Raw genomic sequence first — 22,298 nt, 5'->3', positions numbered from 1 at the left:
CAAGCAAACGCCACACCATGGAAGGTGCGAGATCGTGACCACACAACGCACACCGAAGCGCAGACTGGCCGCTGGGGCGGCCCTCGTCGTCGCGGCTCTGCTGACCACCACGGCCTGTGGCGGTGGCGACGACGACAAGAACGGCAAGGGCGGCGGGGCCGGCTTCGACGCCGCGAACGGCAAGATCGCCAACGCGTCGGCCAAGAAGGGCGGCACCCTCAAGTTCATCGGCACGCAGGACGCCGACTCCTGGGACCCGACCCGCGGTTACTACGGCTTCATGTGGGACTACTCGCGCTTCTACTCGCGCCAGCTGATCTCCTACAAGCCGGCGCCGGGCAAGGCCAGCCAGGAGCTGACCCCGGACCTGGCCGCCGGGCCCGCCAAGATCAGTGACGACGGCAAGACCTACACGTACACCCTCCGGGACGGCATCACCTGGGAGGACGGCAAGCCGATCACCGCCCAGCACATCAAGTACGGCATCGAGCGGATCTGGGCGCAGGACGTGCTGTCCGGCGGCCCGATCTACCTCAAGGACGTGCTGGACCCCAAGGGCGAGTACCCCGGCCCGTACAAGGACAAGTCCAAGGACAAGCTCGGGCTGAAGGCCATCGAGACGCCGGACGAGAAGACCATCATCTTCCACCTGCCCAAGCGCAACGGCGACTTCGAGCAGATGCTGGCCATGCCGGCCGCCTCCCCGGCACGCCCCGACAAGGACACCAAGTCCAAGTACGGTCTCAAGCCGTTCTCCTCCGGCCCGTACAAGTGGGACTCCTACGAGCCCAACAAGTCGATGGTGCTGTCCCGGAACGAGAACTGGAAGCAGTCCTCCGACCCGATCCGCAAGGCGCTCCCGGACAAGATCACGCTGACGCTGATCACCAACGCCGACGAGATGGACAAGCGCCTCATCAGCGGCGACTACGACGTCGACATCAACGCCACCGGCATGGGCCAGGAAGGCCGCGTCACCGCGCTGCAGAAGCACCGCGGCAACGTCGACAACCCGTCCACCGGCTTCATCCGCTACGCGGTCTTCCCGCAGACGGTCAAGCCGTTCGACAACATCGAGTGCCGCAAGGCCGTCATCTACGGCGCCGACAAGACCTCGCTGCAGACCGCCCGCGGCGGCCCGCAGGCCGGTGGCGACATCGCCACCAACATGCTGCCGCCGGCCGTCAAGGGGTCCGACCCGAAGTACGACCCCTACGGTGCGCTGCAGGGCAAGCCGGACGTCGCCAAGGCCAAGGAAGCCCTGAAGAAGTGCGGTAAGCCGAACGGCTTCAAGACCACCATCGCGGTCCGCAACAACAAGCCGGTCGAGGTCGCGACCGCCGTGTCGCTCCAGGCGTCGCTGGCCAAGATCGGCATCAAGGCCGACATCGACCAGTACGACGGCTCGCAGACCTCCGGCATCGTCGGCAGCCCCAAGGTCGTCAAGGACAAGGGCTACGGCATCATCATCCACGGCTGGGGCCCGGACTTCCCGACCGGCCAGGGCTTCTCGCTGCCGCTGGTGGGCAGCAAGTACATCCTGGACAGCGGTAACAACAACTTCTCCATGCTGGACGACCCGAAGGTCGACGAGCTGTTCGCCAAGGCCCAGGACACCCTGGACGAGGACAAGGCCGCCGAGCTGTACGGCCAGATGAACAAGCTCGTCTCCGAGCACGCCGTCTACCTGCCGTTCGTCTTCGAGAAGAACATCATCTGGCGCAGCTCCCGGCTGACCAACGTCTACACGGCCGACGCGTTCAACGGCCGCTACGACTACGCCTCCCTGGGCGTCGTGAAGTAACCCCCACCCGTGCGCTCCGGCGCACCCCCGCCGCTAGGCACGAAGGGCAGGTGATGGCCGCGCGCCGCGGCCCGGGCCACCGGAAGACCTCCGGTGCGCCCGGGCCGCGGCCGGGCCGAGAGCAGTGCTCGCATATCTCATCCGGCGGCTGTTCGCCGTCGTCATGACGCTGTTGGTCGTCGTCCTGGTGACCTTCGGCATCTTCTTCATCATCCCGAAGATGACCGGCGTCGACCCGGCCACGATGTACGTCGGGAAGGTCTCCGACGAGCAGGCCATCGAGAACATCCGGCAGAAGCTCGGTCTGGGCGACCCGATCCTCGTCCAGTTCTGGGAGTTCGTCCGGGGCCTGGTCGTCGGCCGCGACTACACCGGCGGCGGGGACACCGTCCACTGCTCGGCCCCTTGCTTCGGATACTCCTTCAAGAACGAGCAGGCCATCTGGCCGGTCCTCACCGACCGGCTCCCGGTGACCCTGGGCCTGGCCGCCGGGGCCTGCGTGCTGTGGCTGATCGGCGGTGTGGTCACCGGCATCGTCTCCGCGCTCAAGCGCGGCTCCCTGCTGGACCGCACCGCGATGAGCGTGGCGCTGGCCGGCGTCTCGCTGCCGATCTACTTCACCGGCGTGGTCACCCTCGCGATCTTCTCCTACAACCTGGAATGGGTGAGCAACGAGTACACCGAGTTCGGGGAGAACCCGGCGGAGTGGTTCAGCGGGATGATCCTCCCCTGGCTCACGCTGGCCTTCCTCTACGCGGCGATGTACGCACGACTGACCCGGGCCACCATGCTGGAGGTGCTCGGCGAGGACTACATCCGCACCGCCCGCGCCAAGGGCCTGCGGGAACCGGTGGTCATCGGCAAGCACGCGATGCGCTCCACCATGACCCCGATCCTCACCATCCTCGGCATGGACCTGGGCGCCCTGGTCGGCGGCGCGATCCTCACCGAGACCACGTTCAGCCTGCCCGGCCTCGGCCAGGCGGCGGTCCGCGCGATCAGCGAGCGGGACCTGCCGCTCATCCTCGGCGTCACGCTCATCACCGCGGCCGCCGTCGTCATCGCCAACCTGATCGTGGACCTGCTCTACGCCGTGATCGACCCCCGAGTGAGGCTCTCGTGACCGACCTGACGAAGTCCGGCGCCGTCGGTGAGGCCGTGGCCGCCGGTGCCTCGGCCCCCTCGGACACCTTCCTCGAGGTCCGCGACCTCAAGGTGCACTTCCCCACCGACGACGGCCTGGTGAAGTCCGTCGACGGGCTCTCCTTCTCGCTGGAGCGGGGCAAGACCCTCGGCATCGTCGGCGAGTCCGGCTCCGGCAAGTCGGTGACCTCGCTCGGCATCATGGGCCTGCACCGGGTCGGACAGTACGGGCGCGGCAAGGCCCGGCTGTCCGGGGAGATCTGGTTCGACGGCAAGGAACTGCTCTCCGCCGACCCCGACGAGGTCCGCCGGCTGCGGGGCCGGGAGATGGCGATGATCTTCCAGGACCCGCTGTCCGCCATGCACCCGTACTTCACGGTCGGCGCGCAGATCATCGAGGCGTACCGGGTCCACAACGACGTGGACAAGAAGACCGCCCGCAAGCGGGCCGTCGAGCTGCTGGACCGGGTCGGCATCCCGCAGCCCGACAAGCGGGTGGACAGCTACCCGCACGAGTTCTCCGGCGGCATGCGCCAGCGCGCCATGATCGCCATGGCGCTGGTGAACAACCCGGAGCTGCTGATCGCGGACGAGCCGACCACGGCCTTGGACGTCACCGTCCAGGCGCAGATCCTGGACCTCATCCGCGACCTGCAGAAGGAGTTCGGCTCCGCGGTCATCATCATCACCCACGACCTGGGCGTGGTCGCCGAACTCGCCGACGACATCCTGGTGATGTACGGCGGCCGCTGCGTGGAGCGCGGCCCGGCCGAGAAGGTCTTCTACGAACCGCAGCACCCCTACACCTGGGGTCTGCTGGGTTCGATGCCGCGCATCGACCGCGACCAGACCGACCGCCTCATCCCGGTCAAGGGCTCCCCGCCCAGCCTGATCAACATCCCCAGCGGCTGCGCCTTCAACCCGCGCTGCCCGTACGCGGACGTCCCCAAGGGCGGCATCACCCGTACCGAGCGGCCGGAGCTGCGGGAGGCCGGTCACCGGCACTACTCCGCCTGCCACATGCCGCAGGAGGAGCGCACCCGCATCTGGACCGAAGAGATTGCGCCGAAGCTGTGAAGGACGCCACTGTGCCGAATGACGCCACCGTGTCGCAGGACGGCGCGACGCCCGGGCAGCCCGGCGCCACTCCCGAGACGCTGCTGAAGGTCACCGGACTGGTCAAGCACTTCCCCATCAAGAAGGGCCTGCTGAAGCGGCAGGCCGGCGCGGTGCAGGCGGTCGACGGACTCGACTTCGACGTCCGCGCGGGGGAGACCCTCGGTGTGGTCGGCGAGTCGGGCTGCGGCAAGTCCACCATGGGCCGGCTGATCACCCGGCTGCTCGAACCCACCAGCGGGAAGATCGAGTTCGAGGGCAAGGACATCACCCACCTGGGCACCTCGGCGATGCGCCCGATGCGCCGCGACGTCCAGATGATCTTCCAGGACCCCTACTCGTCGCTGAACCCGCGGCACACCGTCGGCACCATCGTCAGCGCGCCGTTCCGCCTCCAGGGGGTCACCCCCGAGGGCGGCACCAAGGCCGAGGTGCAGCGGCTGCTCTCGCTGGTCGGTCTCAACCCCGAGCACTACAACCGCTACCCCCACGAGTTCTCCGGCGGCCAGCGCCAGCGCATCGGCATCGCCCGGGCGCTCGCGCTCAAGCCCAAGCTGGTCGTCGCCGACGAGCCGGTCTCGGCGCTGGACGTCTCCATCCAGGCCCAGGTGGTCAACCTGATGGACGACCTCCAGGAAGAGCTGGGCCTGACCTACGTGATCATCGCGCACGACCTGTCGGTCATCCGGCACGTCTCGGACCGGATCGCGGTGATGTACCTGGGCAAGATCGTGGAGCTGGCGGACCGCAGGTCGCTCTACGAGAACCCGCTGCACCCGTACACCAAGGCGCTGCTGTCCGCGGTGCCGGTGCCGGACCCCAGGCGGCGTGCCAAGCGGGAACGCATCCTGCTCAAGGGCGACGTGCCGTCGCCGATCGACCCGCCGCCCGGCTGCCGCTTCCACACCCGCTGCTGGAAGGCGACGGAGATCTGCAAGACGCAGGAGCCGCCGCTGGAGGCGCTGGCCGCCGGCCACCAGGTGGCCTGCCACCACCCGGAGCCGGTGACCGGGGTGGCGCTGCCGACCCAGGCCGCGCCCGCCGGGAAGCCGGCCGCGGCGCCGGATGCCCCCGCCGCGGCGACCGAGGACACAGCGGCGGAGGGCACGGCGGCGGAGGGCACGGCGGCCGAGGACACAGCGGCCGAGGACACGGCGACCGGTGCCCAGGCCGGTCCGGCGGAGCCGGCGGCCACCGAGGCGGCTGCGGGGACCGACGCCGACGCCGAGGCCGGTGCCGACGCCGAGGCCGGCGCGGGGCCGGACACCGCGGACGAACCGGTGCGGCGGGCCGACGTCGACAAGGAGCGGCCGGCCGACGGCTGACCGGCGCGGCCACCGCGCCGACCGCCCCCGTACGCGGGTGCCGGGCCTCTCCGGGGGCCCGGCACACGTATGTCAGGAGCACGCCGCCGGGCAGGTAAGAATGTCGGGTGCTCACCGATCTGTTCACCCCGTCCGTCCAGCACTCGCTCGACATCGCCGGGATCTTCGTCTTCGCGATCTCCGGCGCGCTGCTCGCCGTCCGGAAGAACTTCGACGTCTTCGGCATGGCCGTGCTCGCATCGGTGACCGCGCTGGGCGGCGGACTCTTCCGTGACGTGATGATCGGCGATGTGCCGCCCACCGCCTTCACCGACCTGGGCTACTTCCTCACCCCGCTGGTCGCCACCGTGCTGGTGTTCTTCCTCCACCCCCAGGTCGAGCGGATCACCCGCGCGGTGGGCGTGTTCGACGCCGCCGGGCTCGGGCTGTTCTGCGTCACCGGCACCACCAAGGCCTACGAGTACGGACTCGGCCTCACCGCCTCCGCGGCGCTGGGCCTGGCCACCGCCGTCGGCGGCGGCGTGCTCCGCGACGTCCTGGCCCACGAGGTCCCCTCCCTGCTGCGCTGGGACCGCGACCTGTACGCGGTGCCCGCGATGGCGGGGGCGGGCACCACCGCCCTGCTGATCCGCTTCGACGCGCTGAACGCGACCACCAGCGCGCTGGCGGCGGTGCTGGCCTTCGTCGTCCGGCTGCTCGCGATGCACTTCGGCTGGCGCGCGCCGCGCGCCTGGAACCGGCGGAGCACGGCCGTCGAGGAGGTCTGACCCCGGCCGCGGCGGCCCCGGGCCGGCCGGGTCCGCCCCGGAGCGCGCCCGGCGCGCCGCCCCGTCCGGGGCGCACGCCGATCCGGACCGAGCGCCCGTCACACCGGCCGCGCCCCGGCTCGTAGAATCGTCACACCATGGCATACCTCGACCACGCCGCCACCACGCCGATGATTCCCGAGGCGGTGCAGGCGATGACCGCCCAGCTGACCGTCACCGGGAACGCCTCCTCGCTGCACGCCGCCGGGCGGCGTGCGCGGCGCACCGTCGAGGAAGGCCGGGAAACCCTCGCCGCCGCCCTCGGCGCCCGCCCGAGTGAGGTGGTGTTCACCGCAGGCGGGACGGAGGCCGACAACCTCGCCGTGAAGGGCCTGTTCTGGGCCCGCCGGGCCGCCGACCCGGCCCGCACCCGGGTGCTGGCCAGCCCGGTGGAGCACCACGCCGTCCTGGACGCGGTCCACTGGCTCGCCGACCAGGAGGGCGCGCGCATCGACTGGCTGCCGGTGGACGGGCACGGCAGGGTCGCGCCCGAGGCGCTGCGCGAGGCCATCGAGGCGAACCCCGGGGATGTGGCCCTGGCCACCGTGATGTGGGCCAACAACGAGATCGGCACCATCATGCCGGTCCGCGAACTCGCCGCGGTGGCGGCGGAGTTCGGCGTCCCGCTGCACGCCGACGCGGTGCAGGCGTTCGGCCAGCTCGACATCGGGTTCGGCGACTCCGGGCTGGCCGCGATGACCGTCAGCGGCCACAAGATCGGCGGCCCGTACGGGATCGGGGCGCTGCTGCTGGGCCGCGAGTACGCCCCCGTCCCGCTGCTGCACGGCGGCGGCCAGGAGCGCCAGGTGCGCTCCGGCACCCTGGACGCCCCGGCGGTGGCCGCCTTCGCGGTCGCCGGGGAACTGGCCGCGGCCCGCCGGGCGGACTTCGCCCGCGAGGTCGGTGCGCTGCGGGACGCGCTGATCACCGCGGTCACCACCGCGGTGCCGGACGCGATCCTCGGCGGTGACCCGGATCCGGCCGGCCGGCTGCCGGCCAACGCGCACTTCTCCTTCCCCGGCTGCGAGGGCGACTCGCTGCTGCTGCTGCTCGACGCCCAGGGCATCGCCTGTTCCACGGGGTCGGCGTGCACGGCCGGGGTGGCCCAGCCCAGCCACGTCGTGCTGGCCACCGGCACCGACCCGGAGCTGGCCCGCGGCACCCTGCGCTTCTCCCTCGGCCACACCTCGACCAAGGCCGACGTGGACGCGGTGGCGGAGGCGATCGGCCCGGCCGTGGCACGGGCCCGCAGCGCGGGCCTGAGCTAGCGGCCCGCCGCACCGGGGGCGGCACGGCTCCGGGGTCGACCGGGGCAGTCCCCGGGAACGTCCGCCCGGGTGCGGGCGCGGTCAGGCGTCGAGCACGGCGGCGACCGCCTCGACCTCCACCAGCTGGTTGTTGTAGCCGAGTACGGTCACGCCCATCAGGGTGCTGGGCACGTCGTGGTCCCCGAAGGCCGCCCGCACCACCTCCCAGGCCGTGACCAGGTCCTCCTGCCGTGTCGAGGCGACCAGGACCCTGGTGCTGATCACGTCCTGCAGCGAGGCCCCGGCGTCGGCGAGGGCGGTCCGCAGGTTCTCCACGACCTTCGCCGCCTGGCCCGCGTAGTCGCCGACCGCGGCGGTGGAACCGTCGTCCTCGAGCGGGCATGCCCCGGCGAGGAAGATCAGCCGCGCTTCGGCGGGCGCGGTGGCCGCGTAGGCGTACTCGGCGACGTCGGACAGGGAGGCGGAGCGGATCAGCGTGACGGCGCGCGGCACGTTCGTTTCCTTCCGGAGGGGCACGGGCAGGGGATGATCGCATCGTCGCAGAGCCCCGTGGCGGCTGTCCTCGGCTTTTCCGGGCGGGGGCCCGGGCCGGCCGCTCCGGGCACCCCCCGTTCGGAGACCCGTCCGGAGGCGCCCCCGCCCGGAGACCCGGCTTCGAGCACCCGCCCGGGGACCCGGCACCGGGCCGGTCCGAATCCCACCGGGCCCGCCCGCCGCCCCGCCGGCCGATCGGCCGGTCAGCGGGTCGCCCGCCCCGCCGCCCGGACCAGGCGCAGATAGCGGTCCCAGTCCCAGTGCGGCCCCGGGTCGGTGTGATCGGTCCCCGGCACCTCGACGTGGCCGATGACGTGGTTCCGGTCGGGCTCGATGCCGTACCGGGCGCAGATTCCGGCGGTCAGCCGGGCCGACGCCCGGTACATCGCCTCGGTGAAGGATTCGGGGCGGTCCACCCAGCCCGCGTGCTCGATGCCGACGCTGTGCTCGTTGTAGGAGCGGTTCCCGGCGTGGAAGGCGACGTCCAGCTCCCGGACCGTCTGCGCGATGTGCCCGTCCTCCCGTACGACGTAGTGGGTGGCGGCCTCGTGGTCCGGGTCGCGGAAGACCTTCAGCGCGCTCGCGTAGCTGCCCTGCACGACATGGATCACCACCCGGTCGATGGTGTAGTCGTAGGGCCGGTCCGCCCGCCGCCGGTTCGCGTCCGCGGCGGCGACCCAGTCCGCGCCCGGATGGTCGACCTCGCCCGCGCGGCGCGGCCGGTCCACCCCCGGCAGCCGCCACCACAGCCGCTCGAGTTCCTCCCGCGCCGCGTAGGCCGCCCCGGCTCCGCCCAGGCCGACGACGGCCGCCCCGCCGAGCAGCAGGGTGCGCCGGCGCGGCCGCGGCGCGGAGCCCGCCTTCTCCCCGTCCGCCGGCCGGTCCCGGTCACCGGGGCCGGCGCCCGTCGGGTCCGTCGGGTCCGTCGGGTCCGCCGGGCGGTCCGGCGCGGGGGTGCCGCTCATCCGCCGGGCCTCGGGCCGCAGCCGCCGTCGTGGAGTCTCATACCCGGGACAACGCACACCGGCGCGGCCCCGGTTCCACGGCCGCCCCGGCGCGGCCCGGGCGATCCGACGACGGGCCGGGACCGCGGCCGCCCCGGCGAGCCGCCGTGCCGGGGGCCGGGGGAGCGCCGCCGGGGCCGGGGAGAAGCGGGGCGCCGACCGCCGCCCGGGCCCCGTACCCTGGAGTGGCTATGACTGACTTCCCCGGCGCACCCGATCCGAACGCTCCGCGCGACGGCCGTCGCCTCCGTGTCCTCGCCGCCATGTCCGGCGGGGTGGACTCCGCCGTCGCGGCGGCCCGTGCCGCCGAAGCCGGCCACGACGTCACCGGCGTGCACCTGGCGCTCTCGGCCAACCCGCAGTCCTTCCGCACCGGCGCGCGCGGCTGCTGCACGATCGAGGACTCCCGCGACGCCCGCCGCGCCGCCGACGTCATCGGCATCCCCTTCTACGTGTGGGACCTGGCCGAGCGGTTCCGCGAGGACGTGGTGGACGACTTCGTCGCCGAGTACCAGGCGGGCCGCACCCCCAACCCCTGCCTGCGCTGCAACGAGAAGATCAAGTTCGCCGCGCTGCTGGACAAGGCGCTCGCACTGGGCTTCGACGCGGTGTGCACCGGCCACTACGCCACCGTCGTCACCCGCGAGGACGGCGGCCGGGAGCTGCACCGGGCCAGCGACACGGCCAAGGACCAGAGTTACGTCCTCGGCGTGCTGGACGAGCGGCAGCTGGCGCACGCGATGTTCCCGCTCGGCGACACCCTCACCACCAAGGACGAGATCCGCGCCGAGGCCGAGCGCCGCGGCCTGGCCGTCGCCAAGAAGCCCGACAGCCACGACATCTGCTTCATCGCCGACGGCGACACCCAGGGCTTCCTCGCCTCCCGGCTGGGCACCGCGGAGGGCGACATCGTCGACGAGGACGGCAACAAGCTGGGCACCCACGAGGGCGCGTACGGCTTCACCATCGGCCAGCGCAAGGGCCTGCGGATCGGCGTCCCGGCGTCCGACGGCAAGCCGCGCTACGTGCTGGACATCTCCCCGGTGGACAACACGGTGACCGTCGGCCCGGCCGCCTCCCTGGACATCGCCGGGCTGACCGCGATCAGGCCCCGCTGGTGCGGCACGCCGCCGTCCGGCCCCGGCACCTACACCGCCCAGCTGCGCGCCCACGGCGCCGAGACCGAGGTCCGCGCCGAGCTGGTGGACCAGGAGCTGCGGGTGTCGTTCGCCGAGCCGGTGCGCGGGGTCGCCCCCGGCCAGGCGATCGTCCTGTACGACGGCACCCGGGTGGTCGGGTCGGCGACCATCGCCACCACCCGGCGGGCGCCGGCGCCCGTGCCGTAACCGGCTCCGCCGCCCTGCCCCGACCCGCCCCGCGCCGTGCGCCCCCGCCCGCTCCTCTCCCGGCCGGGGCGTTCGATCGACCGGGCCGGGAGATCCTGGTTAGCCGATTCCCACCACGCGCCGCTCGACTTCCTGGACACCTCCGTACTGGTCGAGTTCCTCGATGTGCCGCACATGAACGGCCATCGGGCCGAGGTGGTGGCCGAGATGGAACGGCGCCGCCGTGACGGGGTGAGTTTCATCCTGCCGATCGCCACCGTGATCGAGACGGGCAACCACGTCTTCCAGGTCAAGAACGGTCACGCGAGGCGGAGTGCGCGCGCCGCTTCACGCACCTGCTCCAGGCCACGGCCGCCCGTCGAGCGTCGTGGACCATGCACGAACGCACCTGGGACGCGGCCTTCCTGAACACGCTGTGCACCGGGGGAACGACGGCCATGGACCTGATCGCCCACGCCGGGGCCGGGCTGCTGGGGACCGGCGACCTGAGCATCGTCGCGGAACGCGACCTGTACGCGGCGAGGGTCGCGGCACGGGTGCGGATCTGGACGCTGGAGGCGACCATGGCGACCATGGCGACCATGGCGACCATGGCGACCATGGCGACCATGGCGGCCTGGGCGGACCCCGGCTGACCGCCGCACGGCTCCGGCTACGCCGGTGAGGCGCCGGAGGTGCGGAGCGAGTCCAGGATCTTGTCGAGCCGGGTCCGCCGGCTCTCCGGGGTGAGGGCCTGGAGCAGCGGGAGGATCGTCAGGTACCGACCGCTCCGGTCGAGCGCCTCGAAGGCGCTCCGGGCGGCGGGGTCGGCGTCGAGCGCCGCGGCGAGGTCCGGGGGCACGGTGGCCGTGCGCTGCGACTCGTACGCGGCCGCCCACCGGCCGTCCGCCTTCGCCTTGAGCACCTCGGCCAGGCCGGGTTCGCGCATCCGGCCGGCGGCGGTGAGCGCTTCCACCTTCTCCACGTTCACCCGTGACCACAGGCTGCGCGGGCGGCGGGGCACGTACTTCTGGAGGTAGTGCCGGGTGTCGAGCGACCGCCGCTGACCGGAGATCCAGCCGTAGCACAGGCCGATGTCGACCAGCTCGTCAGCGGTGACCGAGGGGATGCCGGACGACTTCTTGGCCACCTTGATCCACACACCCGCTTCACGGGTGTGGTGCTCGGCCAGCCAGCTCTCGAACGCCTCGCCGTCCGCGCAGACGATGACCTCAACCCCGTCGACCTGATCCATGCGCCTCAGGCTAGCGCGCGGCTTCCGGTCGGGCGGTGCCGGCCGGTCCGTCGAACCGCCCCGCCTTCGCGGCCCGCAGAAACGCGCGGAGGGTGGCGGGGCGGGTTGATATGACGGTGCCGGGTATCTCGCTTTCCCGAAGGGCGACGCCGTCCTCAGCGGTGGCCAGCTCGACGCAGTTGTTGCCACCGCCGCCGCAGTACGTCGACTGGCGCCAGGTGAGCTCGTTCATCCGAAGGTCCTCTCACACGTCTCGGGCGATCGATTTGATCAGTGTCTGCGATTCGCTGGGTGACAACGCGGAGGACTCCATCAGATCCAGGAGTGCTCTGTAATTGGCGAGCGGGGTGGGCGAGTCCGTGAAGTAGGGGCCGTACGCCGAGTCCAGCTGGACGGTGTCGAGCTGCGGTTCGGGGCCTTCCGCGTAGAGGACGGACTGACCGGCTCCATGGAAGCTGCCGGCGCTGAACGGAATCACCCGGAGCGTGATGTTTTCCCGGTCGGCGGCTTCGGCGAGGTACGTGAGCTGTTCTCGGGTCACGTCCCGGCCTCCGAACTGCATGCGCAGCGCTGCCTCGTGAACGATGCCGACGTAGGGAGTGGGGTCGTCCCTCGCGAAAATCGCCTGGCGCTCCATTCGGTGCGCCACGCGCAGCTCCACGTCCAGCCGCCTCAGTTTCGGTACGACCAGTTCGAAGAGAGCACGCGCGTGTTCCTCGGTCTGCAGCAAGCCGGGCAGATGCACTGTCTGGGCGGTCCGGATCCGCGTCGCGTAGTACTCGATCTCCGAAATGTCGAGGAAGCCGTCCGGAAGCTTGCCGCGATACTCGTCCCACCAGTGCTCATCCCGACGGGCGTCGGCCATGGCGGCGAGTCCTTCGACGAGTGTGTCGTTCGGGCACGCGTAGTTGCACGCGAGTTGACGGACTCGCTCCGCATTGACCTTGGTGCGCGCGGCTTCGATGTGAGCCACCATCGTCCGGTCCGTACCCAGCAGCGCGGCAGCCTGCTGAGCCGTCAGGCCGGCCTGTTCGCGCAAGCGTCGGAGCTCGGTGGCCAGGCGACGCTGACGGTATGTCGGGGCGGTTCTGGAAGCCATGGGCCCTCTCCTGGTGCGCGAAAGCCGAGTCTGGCAGGCCCAGTTGTCACGGGTCCAGTGAGCGCACAGCTATTCACTCTTTCGTGAATATGTACTCACATGTGAGTCAAGCCGCCATAGCTTGTGAGTGGCGCCAGTGAGGCGCAGCACGGACTCATGGAGGTGGCCCATGCCCGAAGACCCCTCGCCCACGCCGTTCGACCAGCCCTGGGAGTACGAGATCTCCTTCCCTCGCGACCCCCGCGGCCCATGGGTCGTGCGGTCCGCCCTCCAGGCCGTACTGACGGCGCACGGCCTGGGGCCGCTCGTCGACCGCGCACAGCTGCTGACGAGCGAGCTGACGACCAACTCCGTGCGCTACTCCGAGCATCCCGTCCGCGTACGGGTGCGGTGGGATCATCCGGTGCTCCGGGTCAGCGTCTCCGACGCCAACCCGGAGCTGCCCGGCGTGCTGAAGCCGGACACCGAGGACGAGTGCGGGCGCGGCATGTTCATCCTGGAGGTGTTCGCCGACCGGTGGGGTGGGTTCTCGCTGGACGAGGGGGCGTTCGGGCTGGGTGGCAAGACCGTCTGGTTCGAGCTCGGGCTCGGTGGCCCGACCCCCGTTCCCGCGCTCGCGGCCTGACCGTACGCCGTCGTGCCGCCTACCGTGCGCCGGTGCGCGACAGGATCGCCTCCGCCAGCGGTTCGTGCACCTGCGGGGGGAGGGAGTGTCCGAGGCCCGGGATCTCCGTCAGCCGGGCGCCGCCCAGGGCCTGGGCCAGGTGCTGCGGGTGCGGCGGGGGGAAGACGGGGTCGGCCGGGGCGGACACCACGAGGGTGGGCACCCGGTTCGCGGCCAGGGCCTCGGTGCGCAGCATCCCGGAGTCGTCGGCCCGGGCGTGCGAGTAGTCGGTCAGGTACCGGCCGGTGTGCTCGATGATCTCGCGTTCCATGGTGCGGAAGTAGTCGGCGTCGAAGGGCAGCGCGTCGCCGTGCAGCAGCTCCCAGTGCCGTACCCGGCGGTCCAGTTCGGCCTCCGGGCCCAGGTCCTCGATGGGGCGGGCCCACTCCTCCAGTAGCCGGGGGTCGATGCCGGGGAGCTTGTCCACCGGGGTGCGGGTGCCGTCCGGGTGGACCAGGTCCGCGGTGCTCAGCGCGGTGGTGCCGAACAGGGTGGCGCTGAGCACCCGGTCGGGGTGGTCGGCGAGTACCAGCTGGGTCAGCATGCCGCCCAGGGACATCCCGACCAGGTGCGCCCGCTCGACGCCGAGCCCGTCGAGCACCCCGACGATGTCCGCGGCGAGGTCGGTGACGCGGTAGGGGGCCTGGTCGAAGGTCCGGCTGGAGCGGCCGGTGTCGCGGTGGTCGTAGCGGATGACGCGGTGGTGTGCCGCGAGCCGCTCGACCAGGCCCTCGGGCCAGCAGAGCCCGGACGCCTGTCCGCCCATGACCAGGAGCAGCGGGCTGCCGTCGGCGGCGCCGCGGGTCTCGGTCCACAGGCGGACCCCGGGGGCGGGGGTGACGAAGCGGGTGGTGGCGGACTGCGGCATGGCGGTGATCCCTTCCAATGAGTGGTACGAGACGTATCGTCTCGTACGCGGTGGTCATGGTCAAGACCGGATGTGCTCGGGGGCCGGGTCGCCGCCGGGCGGCCGGATACCGTACCCGTATGAACATCTGCGTCTTCTGCTCCGCCGCCGACCTGGACGACCGCTACACCGCGCCCGCGCGCGAGTTCGCCCGGCTCATCGGGCGGGGCGGGCACACCCTGGTGTGGGGCGGCTCCGACGTCGGGCTGATGAAGGTGATGGCCGACGGGGTGCAGGAGGCCGGCGGCCGGCTGGTCGGGGTGTCCGTGGAGTTCCTGGCGTCCAAGGCGCGGGCGGGCGCGGACGAGATGGTGATCACCGGGGACCTCGCCGAGCGGAAGGCGGAGATGCTCGCCCGCGCGGACGCGATCGTGATCATGGTCGGTGGCACCGGCACCCTGGACGAGGCGACCGAGATCCTGGAGCTGAAGAAGCACAACCTGCACGCCAAGCCGGTGGTCCTGCTCAACACCGCGGGTTTCTACGACGGGTTGAAGCTGCAGTTCGAGCGGATGGAGAAGGAAGGGTTCCTGCCGCTGCCGCTGACCGGGCTGGTCTTCTTCGCGGAGGACGGCGTCGGGGCGCTGGCGTATCTGGAGGAGACCCACGGCCAGGTCTGATCCGGCGTGGTAACCATGGGGACATGCGTACACATGTGATCACCGGGGCCGGCTCGGGCATCGGCACGGCCGTCGCCGAGCGGCTGGCCGAGCGCGGCGACGAGCTGTGGCTGCTGGCCCGGGACGCCGGGCGGGCCAGGGAGCTGGCCGCGCGCTTCCCGTCGGCGAAGACGCTCGTGGGCGACCTGGCCGAGCCCGAGCGGCTGTCCTGGGCCTTCGGCCACCAGAGCCTGCCCGACCGGATCGACTCGCTGCTGCACATCGCGGGCGTCGTCGAGCTGGGCGAGGTCGGCGAGCTGACCCCCAGGGTGTGGCAGCAGCAGCTCGCCGCCAACCTGGTCGCCCCCGCCGAACTGACCCGGCTGCTCCTGCCCCAACTGCGGGTCTCCCAGGGACACGTGCTCTTCGTGAACTCCGGGGCCGGGCTGCGGGCGAACGCCCGCTGGGGCGCCTACGCGGCGAGCAAGCACGGGCTCAAGGCGCTCGCCGACGCGCTGCGCTGGGAGGAGTCGGGCAACGGCGTGCGGGTCACCTCCGTCTACCCCGGCCGGACCGCGACCCCCATGCAGGCCAAGGTCCACCAACAGGAGGGCAAGGAGTACGACCCGGAGCGCTGGATCACCCCCGAGTCGGTGGCCACCACCATCCTGACCGCGCTCGACCTGCCGCGCGGCGCGGAGGTCACCGATCTGTCGGTGCGACCGCAGGGCTGACGGCCACCACTCCGGCCGGCCGCCGGGGCCGGCCGCGGCCGGGACACGTGGCACCGCGCCGGGCCGGCCGGCCGCCGGGGCCCGCGCGGCGACGGCCGCCGGCGACCCGGGCCTGCCGGACGTGTCCGGGCGGCGGCCGGGCCGGGCCGCGGTACCGGCCGTCCGGACCTCGTACGCTTCCTCGGGTGACCGAGAAGAACATCAGCTGGGGACCGGGTGCCGCCACCGGCGTCGGATCCATGCCGGGCGGCGACGCCCGGGAAGCGGCGAAGACCGTGACCGGGTCCCTGGAGACCCTGCCGTACCTGCCGGAACTGCCCGCCCGCGGGCCCGGCTCGGACATGATCGGCCGCACCGCCGGGCTGCTCGTGGAGATGTACGCGCACGTGGAGCCCAGCGGTTGGCGGATCAGCGACCGCCCGGGCCGGGACACCCGGCGGGCCCACTCCTGGCTGCGGGAGGACCTCGACGCGCTGGAGGAGTTCACCCAGGGCCACACCGGGGCCCTGAAGGTGTCGGCGGTCGGGCCGTGGACGCTCGCCGCGGCGCTGGAACTGCGCAACGGCGAGGCCGTGCTCAGCGACCCGGGCGCCTGCCGGGACCTCGCCGCCTCGCTCGCCGAGGGACTGCGCGGCCACCTCGCCGAGGTACGCCGCCGGGTACCGGGCGCACAGCCGGTGCTCCAGCTCGACGAGCCCTCGCTGACCGCCGTGCTGACCGGCTCGGTCCGCACCGCCAGCGGCTACCGCACGCACCGCGCGGTGGACCGGGGCGTGGTGGAGGGCGCCCTGCGCGAGTTGACGGCGGTCGCCGGCGACGGGCCGGTGATCGTGCACTCCTGCGCCCCCGCCGTGCCCTTCGCGCTGCTGCGGCGCGCCGGAGCCACCGGGATCTCCTTCGACCTGTCACTGCTCACCGAGCGTGAGGAAGAGGCGATCGGTGAGGCGGTGGAGAGCGGTACCGCACTCTTCGTCGGCGCGGTGCCCGCCGTGGACGGCCCGTTGTCGGACCCTGCCGGTAGCGTCATGGGGGTAAGGACGCTGTGGCGCAGGCTGGGGCTGTCACCGGGGACCCTCGCGGAGTCCGTGGTGATCACCCCGGCGTGCGGGCTCGCGGGTGCCTCACCCGCGTACGCGCGCGCCGCGCTGGCCCACTGCGTCCGGGCCGCGAGATCGCTCGCGGACAACCCTGAGTAACGGGAGGACGACACGGTGGCCGGCGAACAGCATTCGGCGGTGCCCGCCGAAGCGCGGGAGAAGCACGCCCAGCTCGCTGAGGTGATCGAGGAGCACCGCTTCCGGTACTACGTGAAGGACGCGCCGGTCATCAGCGACGCGGAGTTCGACAAGCTGCTGCGCTCACTGGAGGCGCTGGAGGACGAGCACCCCGAGCTGCGCACCCCCGACTCACCCACCCAGAAGGTCGCGGGCAACTACGAGACCGAGTTCACCGAGGTCGCGCACCGGGAGCGGATGCTCAGCCTGGACAACGCCTTCGAGGAGGAGGAGCTGTCCGCCTGGGGCGAGCGCCTCGGCCGGGAACTGGGCGCGCCCGCCGGGGCCGGCGGCTCGTACCACTTCCTGTGCGAGCTGAAGGTCGACGGCCTGGCGGTCAACCTCACCTACGAGCACGGACGGCTCACCCGGGCCGCCACCCGCGGCGACGGCCGCACCGGCGAGGACATCACGCCCAACGTGCGCACCATCGCCGAGATCCCGGACCGGCTGGCCGGCGACCGCATCCCGGACCTGGTGGAGATCCGCGGCGAGGTCTACTTCCCCCGGGAGCGCTTCGACGAACTGAACGCCCGCCTGGTGGAGGCCGGCAAGCCGCCGTTCGCCAACCCCCGCAACGCGGCCGCCGGTTCGCTGCGCCAGAAGGACCCCAAGGTCACCGCCGGCCGGCCGCTGCACATGGTGGTCCACGGCATCGGCGCCCGGGAGGGCTTCGACATCGACCGGCTGTCCCAGGCGTACGACCTGCTGCGCGAGTGGGGCCTGCCCACCGCCACCCACAACAAGGTGGTCGACTCGCTCGACGGCGTACGCGAGTTCATCGCCGCCTACGGGGACAGCGAGGCGCGCCACTCGGTCGAGCACGAGATCGACGGCGCCGTGATCAAGCTCGACGAGATCCCGCTGCAGGGCCGGCTGGGCTCGACCTCGCGCGCCCCGCGCTGGGCGATCGCCTGGAAGTTCCCGCCCGAGGAGGTCAACACCAGGCTGGTCGACATCCGGGTCGGGGTGGGGCGCACCGGCCGGGTCACCCCGTACGCCGTGGTCGAGCCGGTCACCGTTGCCGGTTCCGAGGTGGAGTTCGCCACCCTGCACAACCAGGACGTGGTCAAGGCCAAGGGCGTGCTCATCGGCGACACCGTGGTGCTGCGCAAGGCCGGCGACGTCATCCCGGAGATCCTGGGCCCGGTCGCCGACCTGCGGGACGGTACCGAGCGGGAGTTCGTGATGCCCGCCGAGTGCCCGGAGTGCGGCAGCCCGCTGCAGCCGATGAAGGAGGGCGACGTCGACCTGCGCTGCCCCAACGCCCGCTCCTGCCCCGCGCAGCTGCGCGAGCGGATCTTCTACCTGGCGGGCCGCAAGTGCCTGGACATCGAGCACCTCGGCTATGTGGCGGCCGCCGCGCTCACCCAGCCGCTGGCGCCGTCCCACCCGCCGCTGCGCGACGAGGGCGACCTCTTCGGCCTCGACGTCGAGCAGCTCAAGCCCATCACGTCCTATGTGCTGGACCCGGACAGCGGACTGCCCAAGCGCGACCCGAAGACCGGCGAGGAGAAGGTCGTCACGTTCTTCGCCAACCAGAAGGGCGAGCCGAAGAAGAACGCGGTCGCCATGCTGGCGAACATCGAGGCGGCCAAGGAACGCCCGCTGGCCCGCATCATCACCGGGCTCTCCATCCGCCATGTGGGTCCGGTCGCCGCCGTGGCGCTGGCCCGGGAGTTCCGGTCCATCGACCGGATCGCCGAGGCGGACGAGGCGGAGCTGGCCGCCGTGGAGGGCGTCGGGCCGACCATCGCCGCCTCGGTCAAGCAGTGGTTCGCCGAGGAGTGGCACCGCGAGATCATCGAGAAATGGCGGGCCGCGGGCGTCCGGATGGAGGAATCCGGCGGCGAGGACGAGGGTCCGCGCCCGCTGGAGGGGGTGATCGTGGTGGTCACCGGAACCCTCCAGTCCTACACCCGGGACGGCGCGAAGGACGCCCTGCAGAGCCGTGGCGCGAAAGTCACCGGTTCGGTGTCGAAGAAGACCGGGTTTGTCGTCGTCGGGGACAACCCGGGCTCCAAGTACGACAAGGCCATGCAGCTGAAAGTGCCCGTGCTCGACGACGCCGGATTCACCGTGCTGCTCGAACAAGGACCCGACGCGGCCCGGGAGATCGCCCTGACATCACCGGAATAGACGCCTCGTCAGCCATACGGAGTAGGCCATATTCGGTCGGGAGTAGTTCCCGGTATGGCCAGCGGGCATCACCCTTACAGCGCATACCAGATGGTGGTGAAAGGCCGGGTGGCATTCGGGCAACCGCTGCCGATCGCCGCCCGCCGCCGCCGTCTGCGGCCTACTGTTGAGGGGTGCGCCTGCCGTGGCGCGGGCACCGCCGGCTGTGAGAGGGACGGGTATGGAACCGACCGACAGCGCCGCCCCGGCGTCGCGGCTGCGCCGTCTGGTGCAGCCGACCCTGCCCGCCGCGGCCCTCGCGGTCGCGGCCGTCGCGTTCGGCACCGGGATCTACCGGGTGCTCGACCAGGGCCACGCCCTCTTCCCCGACGGCACCGTGGGCTGGTCGCTCGCGGTCCTCACCGGGCTGATCGTCGGCCACCTGGTGGCGCTCGGCCGCGACCGCTGGTGGGGCGGCACCGGCTCCGGCGCCGCGTTAACCCTGGCCACCCTGCTGCTCTTCGGGTGGCTGCCCGCGGTCCTGATCAGCCTCGCGGTCGTGGTGCTGGTGGGCGCCGCCCGCCGTCACCGCTGGCGCCAGGCGCTGCTGCACGGCTCGATCGACATCCTCGGCATCGGCGCCGCCGCCCTCACCCTGGCCGCGTTCGGCACCGTGCCGTCGGTGGAGAACCCCTGGCACCCGGACGGCTGGGAGCTGTACCACGTCCCGCAGGTCGCGCTGGCCGCGTTCACCTACCTGGCGGTCACCCGCGGCCTGCTGTGGTTCGCCCTCTCCCAGCCCGGCACCGCCCTGCGCACGGTGGCCCGCACCGCACTCGTCCGGCAGGCCCTGGTCGGCGTCGCGCTGCTCGGCATCTCGCCGCTGATCGTGGTCGTCGCCGACCACCGGCCGCTGATGCTCCCGCTGTTCGCGGTGCCGCTGATCGCCCTGGACTCCACCCTGTGGATCGCCCGGGTGCGGGCCGAGGAGCAGCTGCGCGACCCGCTGACCGGGCTGCCCAACCGGGCCTGGCTGCTGGACCGCACCTGGGCCGCGCTGGACGAGGCGGAACGGGAGGGTGCCCGCACCGCCCTGGTCCTGATCGACCTCGACCGCTTCCGCTCGGTCAACGACACCCTCGGCCACCTCGCCGGGGACCGGCTGCTGCTCCAGATCGCCGAACGGCTCCGGCTGGCCCTGCCCCGCGGCGCCGAGGCGGCCCGGCTCGGCGGCGACGAGTTCGCGGTGCTGCTGCCCACCGCCGACTCCCTCACCAGCGCCCAGCGGGTCGCCCGCAACCTGATCTCCGCGCTCGGCTCCCCGCTCGACCTCGACGGGCTCACCCTGGTACTGGAGGCCAGCGCGGGCGTCGCCGTCTACCCCGACCACGCGCTCGACGCCGAGGGGCTGCTGCGCCGCGCCGACGTCGCCATGTACCAGGCGAAGCGGGACCGCAGCGGCGCCGAGGTGTACGAGGCCCGGCGGGACGGCAACACCCCCGACCGGCTCGGCCTCCTCGGCGACCTGCGGCGCGCCCTCGACGCCGGCCAGGTGGAACTCCACTACCAGCCCAAGGTCGGCTTCGACGGGCACGTCGCCGGGCTGGAGGCCCTGGTCCGCTGGGTGCACCCGGACCGCGGCCGGGTCCCCCCGGACGAGTTCATCGCCATCGCCGAGAGTTCGGGCCTGATGCCCCGCCTCACCGAGTACGTGCTGGAGACCGCGCTGGGCCAGGTCGCGCGGTGGCGGGCGGCCGGCCTGGAGGTCCCGGTCGCCGTCAACGTCTCGCCGCGCGACGTCCACACCCCCGGCTTCGCCGGCGCGGTCGCCGGACGGCTCGCCCGGCACGGCGTCCCGCCGGGCGCGCTCCAGCTGGAGATCACCGAGCATGTGCTGCTGGAGGACCCGCAGCGCGCCGCCGACACCCTGGCCGGGCTCACCGGCCACGGCGTGAAGATGTCCCTGGACGACTTCGGCACCGGCTACTCCTCCCTGGTCCACCTGCGGCGGCTGCCGGTCAGCGAACTGAAGATCGACCGGTCGTTCGTGGCCCGGCTGGCGGTGGACACCGAGGACGCCGAGATCGTCCGCTGCACCGTGGACCTCGCGCACTCCCTGGGGCTGCTGGTGGTCGCCGAGGGCGTCGAGGACGACGAGACCTGGGAGCGGCTGCGCGACCTGGGCTGCGACGCGGTGCAGGGCTGGCTGGTCGCCGCCGCGATGCCGCCGGAGGAGACCACGGCGTGGCTGCGGGCGCGCGGGGAGGGGACCTGCACCCCCCGGTCGGGCGGGCTGCCGCTGTCCGTCGCGCAGCCCTCGGCCGGGGCGCCGCCGCAGCTCGGGCCGGGCGTTCCGGTGGAGGCGAAGCCGCTGGTGACCGCGGAGCTGCCGGCCGAGGGCGGCCCGCTGCGCGGAACCGAGCTGCGCGGAACCGAGGCGGGTGTCGAGGTGAAGCCGCTGGTGCGGGCCGAGGTGCCGGTCGACGCGCCGGGGCCCGGCGTCGCCGCCCCGGCCGCGGTCCCGGCCGAGAACGCGGACCAGCCGGTCACCTGACCCACGACTGCCGGTGACCCGGTCGCGGGCCGGCCGGTCTGCCGACCGCACGGCGGCCGGTGCCCCCGACCGCGGGCCGGCCGATCACCTGACCGCACGACGGCCGGTGACCCGGTCGTGGGCCGGCCGATCCGCCGGCCGATCCGCCGACCGGGGCCCGCCCGTCCGCCCGTCCGCGCGGCTCGCCGGTGCCCGGCGGCCGCCCGCTCGCGCCGTGCCCGCACCGTGCCCGCCCCCCGCCGCGGGCGACCGGGGAACCCGCCATCGCGCTGCCCGCCGCGGGGCGTTTCCGGCCGCCCCGCGGCGGCCCGCCCGCCCCGCGCCGCGGGCCGGGGACCGGTCGGCGAGCGGCCCGGCCGGAGGGAATTCGCACCATGCGCGCCGCACGGCGACAAGCGTTTCGCTCGCAGTGCCCCGCGAGCCATAGGATTGGGCGCGAAACCTACACACCCACCCTGAGGATCGCCGCATGCCTGGCATCACGCGCGAGGAGGTCGCCCACCTCGCCCGGCTGGCACGTCTGGAACTGCAGGACGAAGAGCTCGACCACTTCGCCGGACAGCTCGACGACATCATCGGCGCGGTCGCCCGCGTCTCCGAGGTCGCCGACCAAGACGTACCGCCGACCTCCCACCCGCTGCCGCTGACCAACGTCATGCGCGCCGACGAGGTCCGTCCTTCGCTGACCCCGCAGGACGCGCTCTCCGGCGCCCCCGCCCAGGAGCAGCAGCGTTTCAAGGTGCCGCAGATCCTGGGGGAGGAGTAACCC

22 protein-coding genes are annotated in these 22,298 nt (G+C 72.6%); 15 read left to right on the top strand and 7 right to left on the bottom strand.

Annotated elements, in window-relative coordinates; all coding sequences use genetic code 11:
- The first annotated feature begins 34 nt into the window (after positions 1 to 34).
- The 6 genes from ACH4B3_RS01065 (at position 35) to ACH4B3_RS01040 (ending at position 7,462) form a co-directional block, all read left to right on the top strand.
- Positions 35 to 1,804, top strand: a complete 1,770-nt coding sequence (locus ACH4B3_RS01065; RefSeq protein ID WP_398460596.1) for an ABC transporter substrate-binding protein — start codon at positions 35 to 37, stop codon at positions 1,802 to 1,804.
- Between the two features lie 124 nt (positions 1,805 to 1,928).
- Positions 1,929 to 2,927 carry an ABC transporter permease gene (locus tag ACH4B3_RS01060; RefSeq protein ID WP_398460595.1) on the top strand — a complete coding sequence of 333 codons (999 nt, stop codon included), beginning with the start codon at positions 1,929 to 1,931 and terminating at the stop codon, positions 2,925 to 2,927.
- Positions 2,924 to 4,024 carry an ABC transporter ATP-binding protein gene (locus ACH4B3_RS01055; protein WP_398460594.1) on the top strand — a complete coding sequence of 367 codons (1,101 nt, stop codon included), beginning with the start codon at positions 2,924 to 2,926 and terminating at the stop codon, positions 4,022 to 4,024. The genes ACH4B3_RS01060 and ACH4B3_RS01055 overlap by 4 nt, the downstream gene beginning before the upstream one ends.
- An 11-nt stretch (positions 4,025 to 4,035) precedes the next feature.
- Positions 4,036 to 5,388: an ABC transporter ATP-binding protein gene (locus tag ACH4B3_RS01050; RefSeq protein WP_398460593.1), complete on the top strand. Its 1,353-nt coding sequence runs from the start codon at positions 4,036 to 4,038 to the stop codon at positions 5,386 to 5,388.
- A 107-nt stretch (positions 5,389 to 5,495) separates the two neighbouring features.
- On the top strand, positions 5,496 to 6,155 hold the full coding sequence (locus tag ACH4B3_RS01045; RefSeq protein WP_398460592.1) for a trimeric intracellular cation channel family protein: 660 nt from the start codon (positions 5,496 to 5,498) through the stop codon (positions 6,153 to 6,155).
- 137 nt (positions 6,156 to 6,292) lie between these two features.
- Positions 6,293 to 7,462 carry a cysteine desulfurase family protein gene (locus ACH4B3_RS01040; RefSeq protein ID WP_398460591.1) on the top strand — a complete coding sequence of 390 codons (1,170 nt, stop codon included), beginning with the start codon at positions 6,293 to 6,295 and terminating at the stop codon, positions 7,460 to 7,462.
- An 81-nt stretch (positions 7,463 to 7,543) separates the two neighbouring features.
- On the opposite strand, the gene ACH4B3_RS01035 is transcribed toward ACH4B3_RS01040, so the two are convergent.
- Together ACH4B3_RS01035 and ACH4B3_RS01030 are read right to left on the bottom strand one after the other, a co-directional pair.
- Entirely contained in the window at positions 7,544 to 7,954 is a 411-nt protein-coding gene (locus tag ACH4B3_RS01035; RefSeq protein ID WP_398460590.1) for a RidA family protein, read from the bottom strand.
- 245 nt (positions 7,955 to 8,199) lie between these two features.
- The gene (locus ACH4B3_RS01030; protein ID WP_398460589.1) at positions 8,200 to 8,961 is read right to left on the bottom strand and encodes an N-acetylmuramoyl-L-alanine amidase; all 762 of its coding nucleotides are present in this window, start codon (positions 8,959 to 8,961) and stop codon (positions 8,200 to 8,202) included.
- 230 nt (positions 8,962 to 9,191) lie between these two features.
- Here ACH4B3_RS01030 and mnmA point away from each other — a divergent pair, with 230 nt between their 5' ends.
- Positions 9,192 to 10,346, top strand: coding sequence for a tRNA 2-thiouridine(34) synthase MnmA (gene mnmA / locus ACH4B3_RS01025; RefSeq protein WP_398460588.1), 1,155 nt, complete (start codon positions 9,192 to 9,194; stop codon positions 10,344 to 10,346).
- 99 nt (positions 10,347 to 10,445) lie between these two features.
- On the opposite strand, the gene ACH4B3_RS01020 is transcribed toward mnmA, so the two are convergent.
- On the bottom strand, positions 10,446 to 10,649 hold the full coding sequence (locus ACH4B3_RS01020) for a hypothetical protein (protein ID WP_398460587.1): 204 nt from the start codon (positions 10,647 to 10,649) through the stop codon (positions 10,446 to 10,448).
- 71 nt (positions 10,650 to 10,720) lie between these two features.
- Between ACH4B3_RS01020 and ACH4B3_RS01015 the strand changes: the two genes are divergently transcribed.
- Positions 10,721 to 10,981, top strand: coding sequence for a hypothetical protein (locus ACH4B3_RS01015; RefSeq protein ID WP_398460586.1), 261 nt, complete (start codon positions 10,721 to 10,723; stop codon positions 10,979 to 10,981).
- Between the two features lie 17 nt (positions 10,982 to 10,998).
- On the opposite strand, the gene ACH4B3_RS01010 is transcribed toward ACH4B3_RS01015, so the two are convergent.
- From ACH4B3_RS01010 to ACH4B3_RS01000, 3 genes are read right to left on the bottom strand one after another with little or no spacing between them, the layout of a single operon-like run.
- On the bottom strand, positions 10,999 to 11,580 hold the full coding sequence (locus tag ACH4B3_RS01010) for a YdeI family protein (protein ID WP_398460585.1): 582 nt from the start codon (positions 11,578 to 11,580) through the stop codon (positions 10,999 to 11,001).
- A 10-nt stretch (positions 11,581 to 11,590) separates the two neighbouring features.
- Positions 11,591 to 11,812 carry a DUF397 domain-containing protein gene (locus ACH4B3_RS01005; RefSeq protein ID WP_398460584.1) on the bottom strand — a complete coding sequence of 74 codons (222 nt, stop codon included), beginning with the start codon at positions 11,810 to 11,812 and terminating at the stop codon, positions 11,591 to 11,593.
- Positions 11,813 to 11,824: 12 nt separating this feature from the next.
- Positions 11,825 to 12,679: a helix-turn-helix transcriptional regulator gene (locus ACH4B3_RS01000; protein WP_398460583.1), complete on the bottom strand. Its 855-nt coding sequence runs from the start codon at positions 12,677 to 12,679 to the stop codon at positions 11,825 to 11,827.
- Between the two features lie 169 nt (positions 12,680 to 12,848).
- On the opposite strand from ACH4B3_RS01000, the gene ACH4B3_RS00995 reads away from it, so the two are divergent.
- Positions 12,849 to 13,304, top strand: coding sequence for an ATP-binding protein (locus ACH4B3_RS00995; RefSeq protein ID WP_398460582.1), 456 nt, complete (start codon positions 12,849 to 12,851; stop codon positions 13,302 to 13,304).
- Between the two features lie 19 nt (positions 13,305 to 13,323).
- On the opposite strand, the gene ACH4B3_RS00990 is transcribed toward ACH4B3_RS00995, so the two are convergent.
- Positions 13,324 to 14,211, bottom strand: a complete 888-nt coding sequence (locus ACH4B3_RS00990) for an alpha/beta fold hydrolase (RefSeq protein ID WP_398460581.1) — start codon at positions 14,209 to 14,211, stop codon at positions 13,324 to 13,326.
- Positions 14,212 to 14,330: 119 nt separating this feature from the next.
- On the opposite strand from ACH4B3_RS00990, the gene ACH4B3_RS00985 reads away from it, so the two are divergent.
- The 6 genes from ACH4B3_RS00985 to gatC all read left to right on the top strand — a co-directional run bounded on the left by ACH4B3_RS00985 (position 14,331) and on the right by gatC (position 22,295).
- Complete coding sequence (locus ACH4B3_RS00985) at positions 14,331 to 14,870, top strand: TIGR00730 family Rossman fold protein (protein ID WP_398460580.1); 540 nt, start codon at positions 14,331 to 14,333, stop codon at positions 14,868 to 14,870.
- A gap of 23 nt (positions 14,871 to 14,893) precedes the next feature.
- Complete coding sequence (locus ACH4B3_RS00980; RefSeq protein WP_398460579.1) at positions 14,894 to 15,583, top strand: SDR family oxidoreductase; 690 nt, start codon at positions 14,894 to 14,896, stop codon at positions 15,581 to 15,583.
- 185 nt (positions 15,584 to 15,768) lie between these two features.
- On the top strand, positions 15,769 to 16,779 hold the full coding sequence (locus ACH4B3_RS00975; protein ID WP_398460578.1) for a methionine synthase: 1,011 nt from the start codon (positions 15,769 to 15,771) through the stop codon (positions 16,777 to 16,779).
- Between the two features lie 15 nt (positions 16,780 to 16,794).
- Positions 16,795 to 18,996: an NAD-dependent DNA ligase LigA gene (gene ligA, locus ACH4B3_RS00970; RefSeq protein ID WP_398460577.1), complete on the top strand. Its 2,202-nt coding sequence runs from the start codon at positions 16,795 to 16,797 to the stop codon at positions 18,994 to 18,996.
- A gap of 220 nt (positions 18,997 to 19,216) precedes the next feature.
- Positions 19,217 to 21,529: a putative bifunctional diguanylate cyclase/phosphodiesterase gene (locus ACH4B3_RS00965; protein WP_398460576.1), complete on the top strand. Its 2,313-nt coding sequence runs from the start codon at positions 19,217 to 19,219 to the stop codon at positions 21,527 to 21,529.
- Between the two features lie 469 nt (positions 21,530 to 21,998).
- Entirely contained in the window at positions 21,999 to 22,295 is a 297-nt protein-coding gene (gene gatC / locus ACH4B3_RS00960; RefSeq protein ID WP_398460575.1) for an Asp-tRNA(Asn)/Glu-tRNA(Gln) amidotransferase subunit GatC, read from the top strand.
- The last annotated feature ends 3 nt before the right edge of the window (positions 22,296 to 22,298 follow it).

Origin of the sequence: Streptomyces sp. NPDC018031 (genome assembly GCF_044327625.1) — a bacterium.
Lineage (GTDB): Bacteria > Actinomycetota > Actinomycetes > Streptomycetales > Streptomycetaceae > Streptomyces.
Note: the sequence above shows the minus strand (reverse complement) of the source record. Positions and strands in the feature narration are given on the sequence as shown.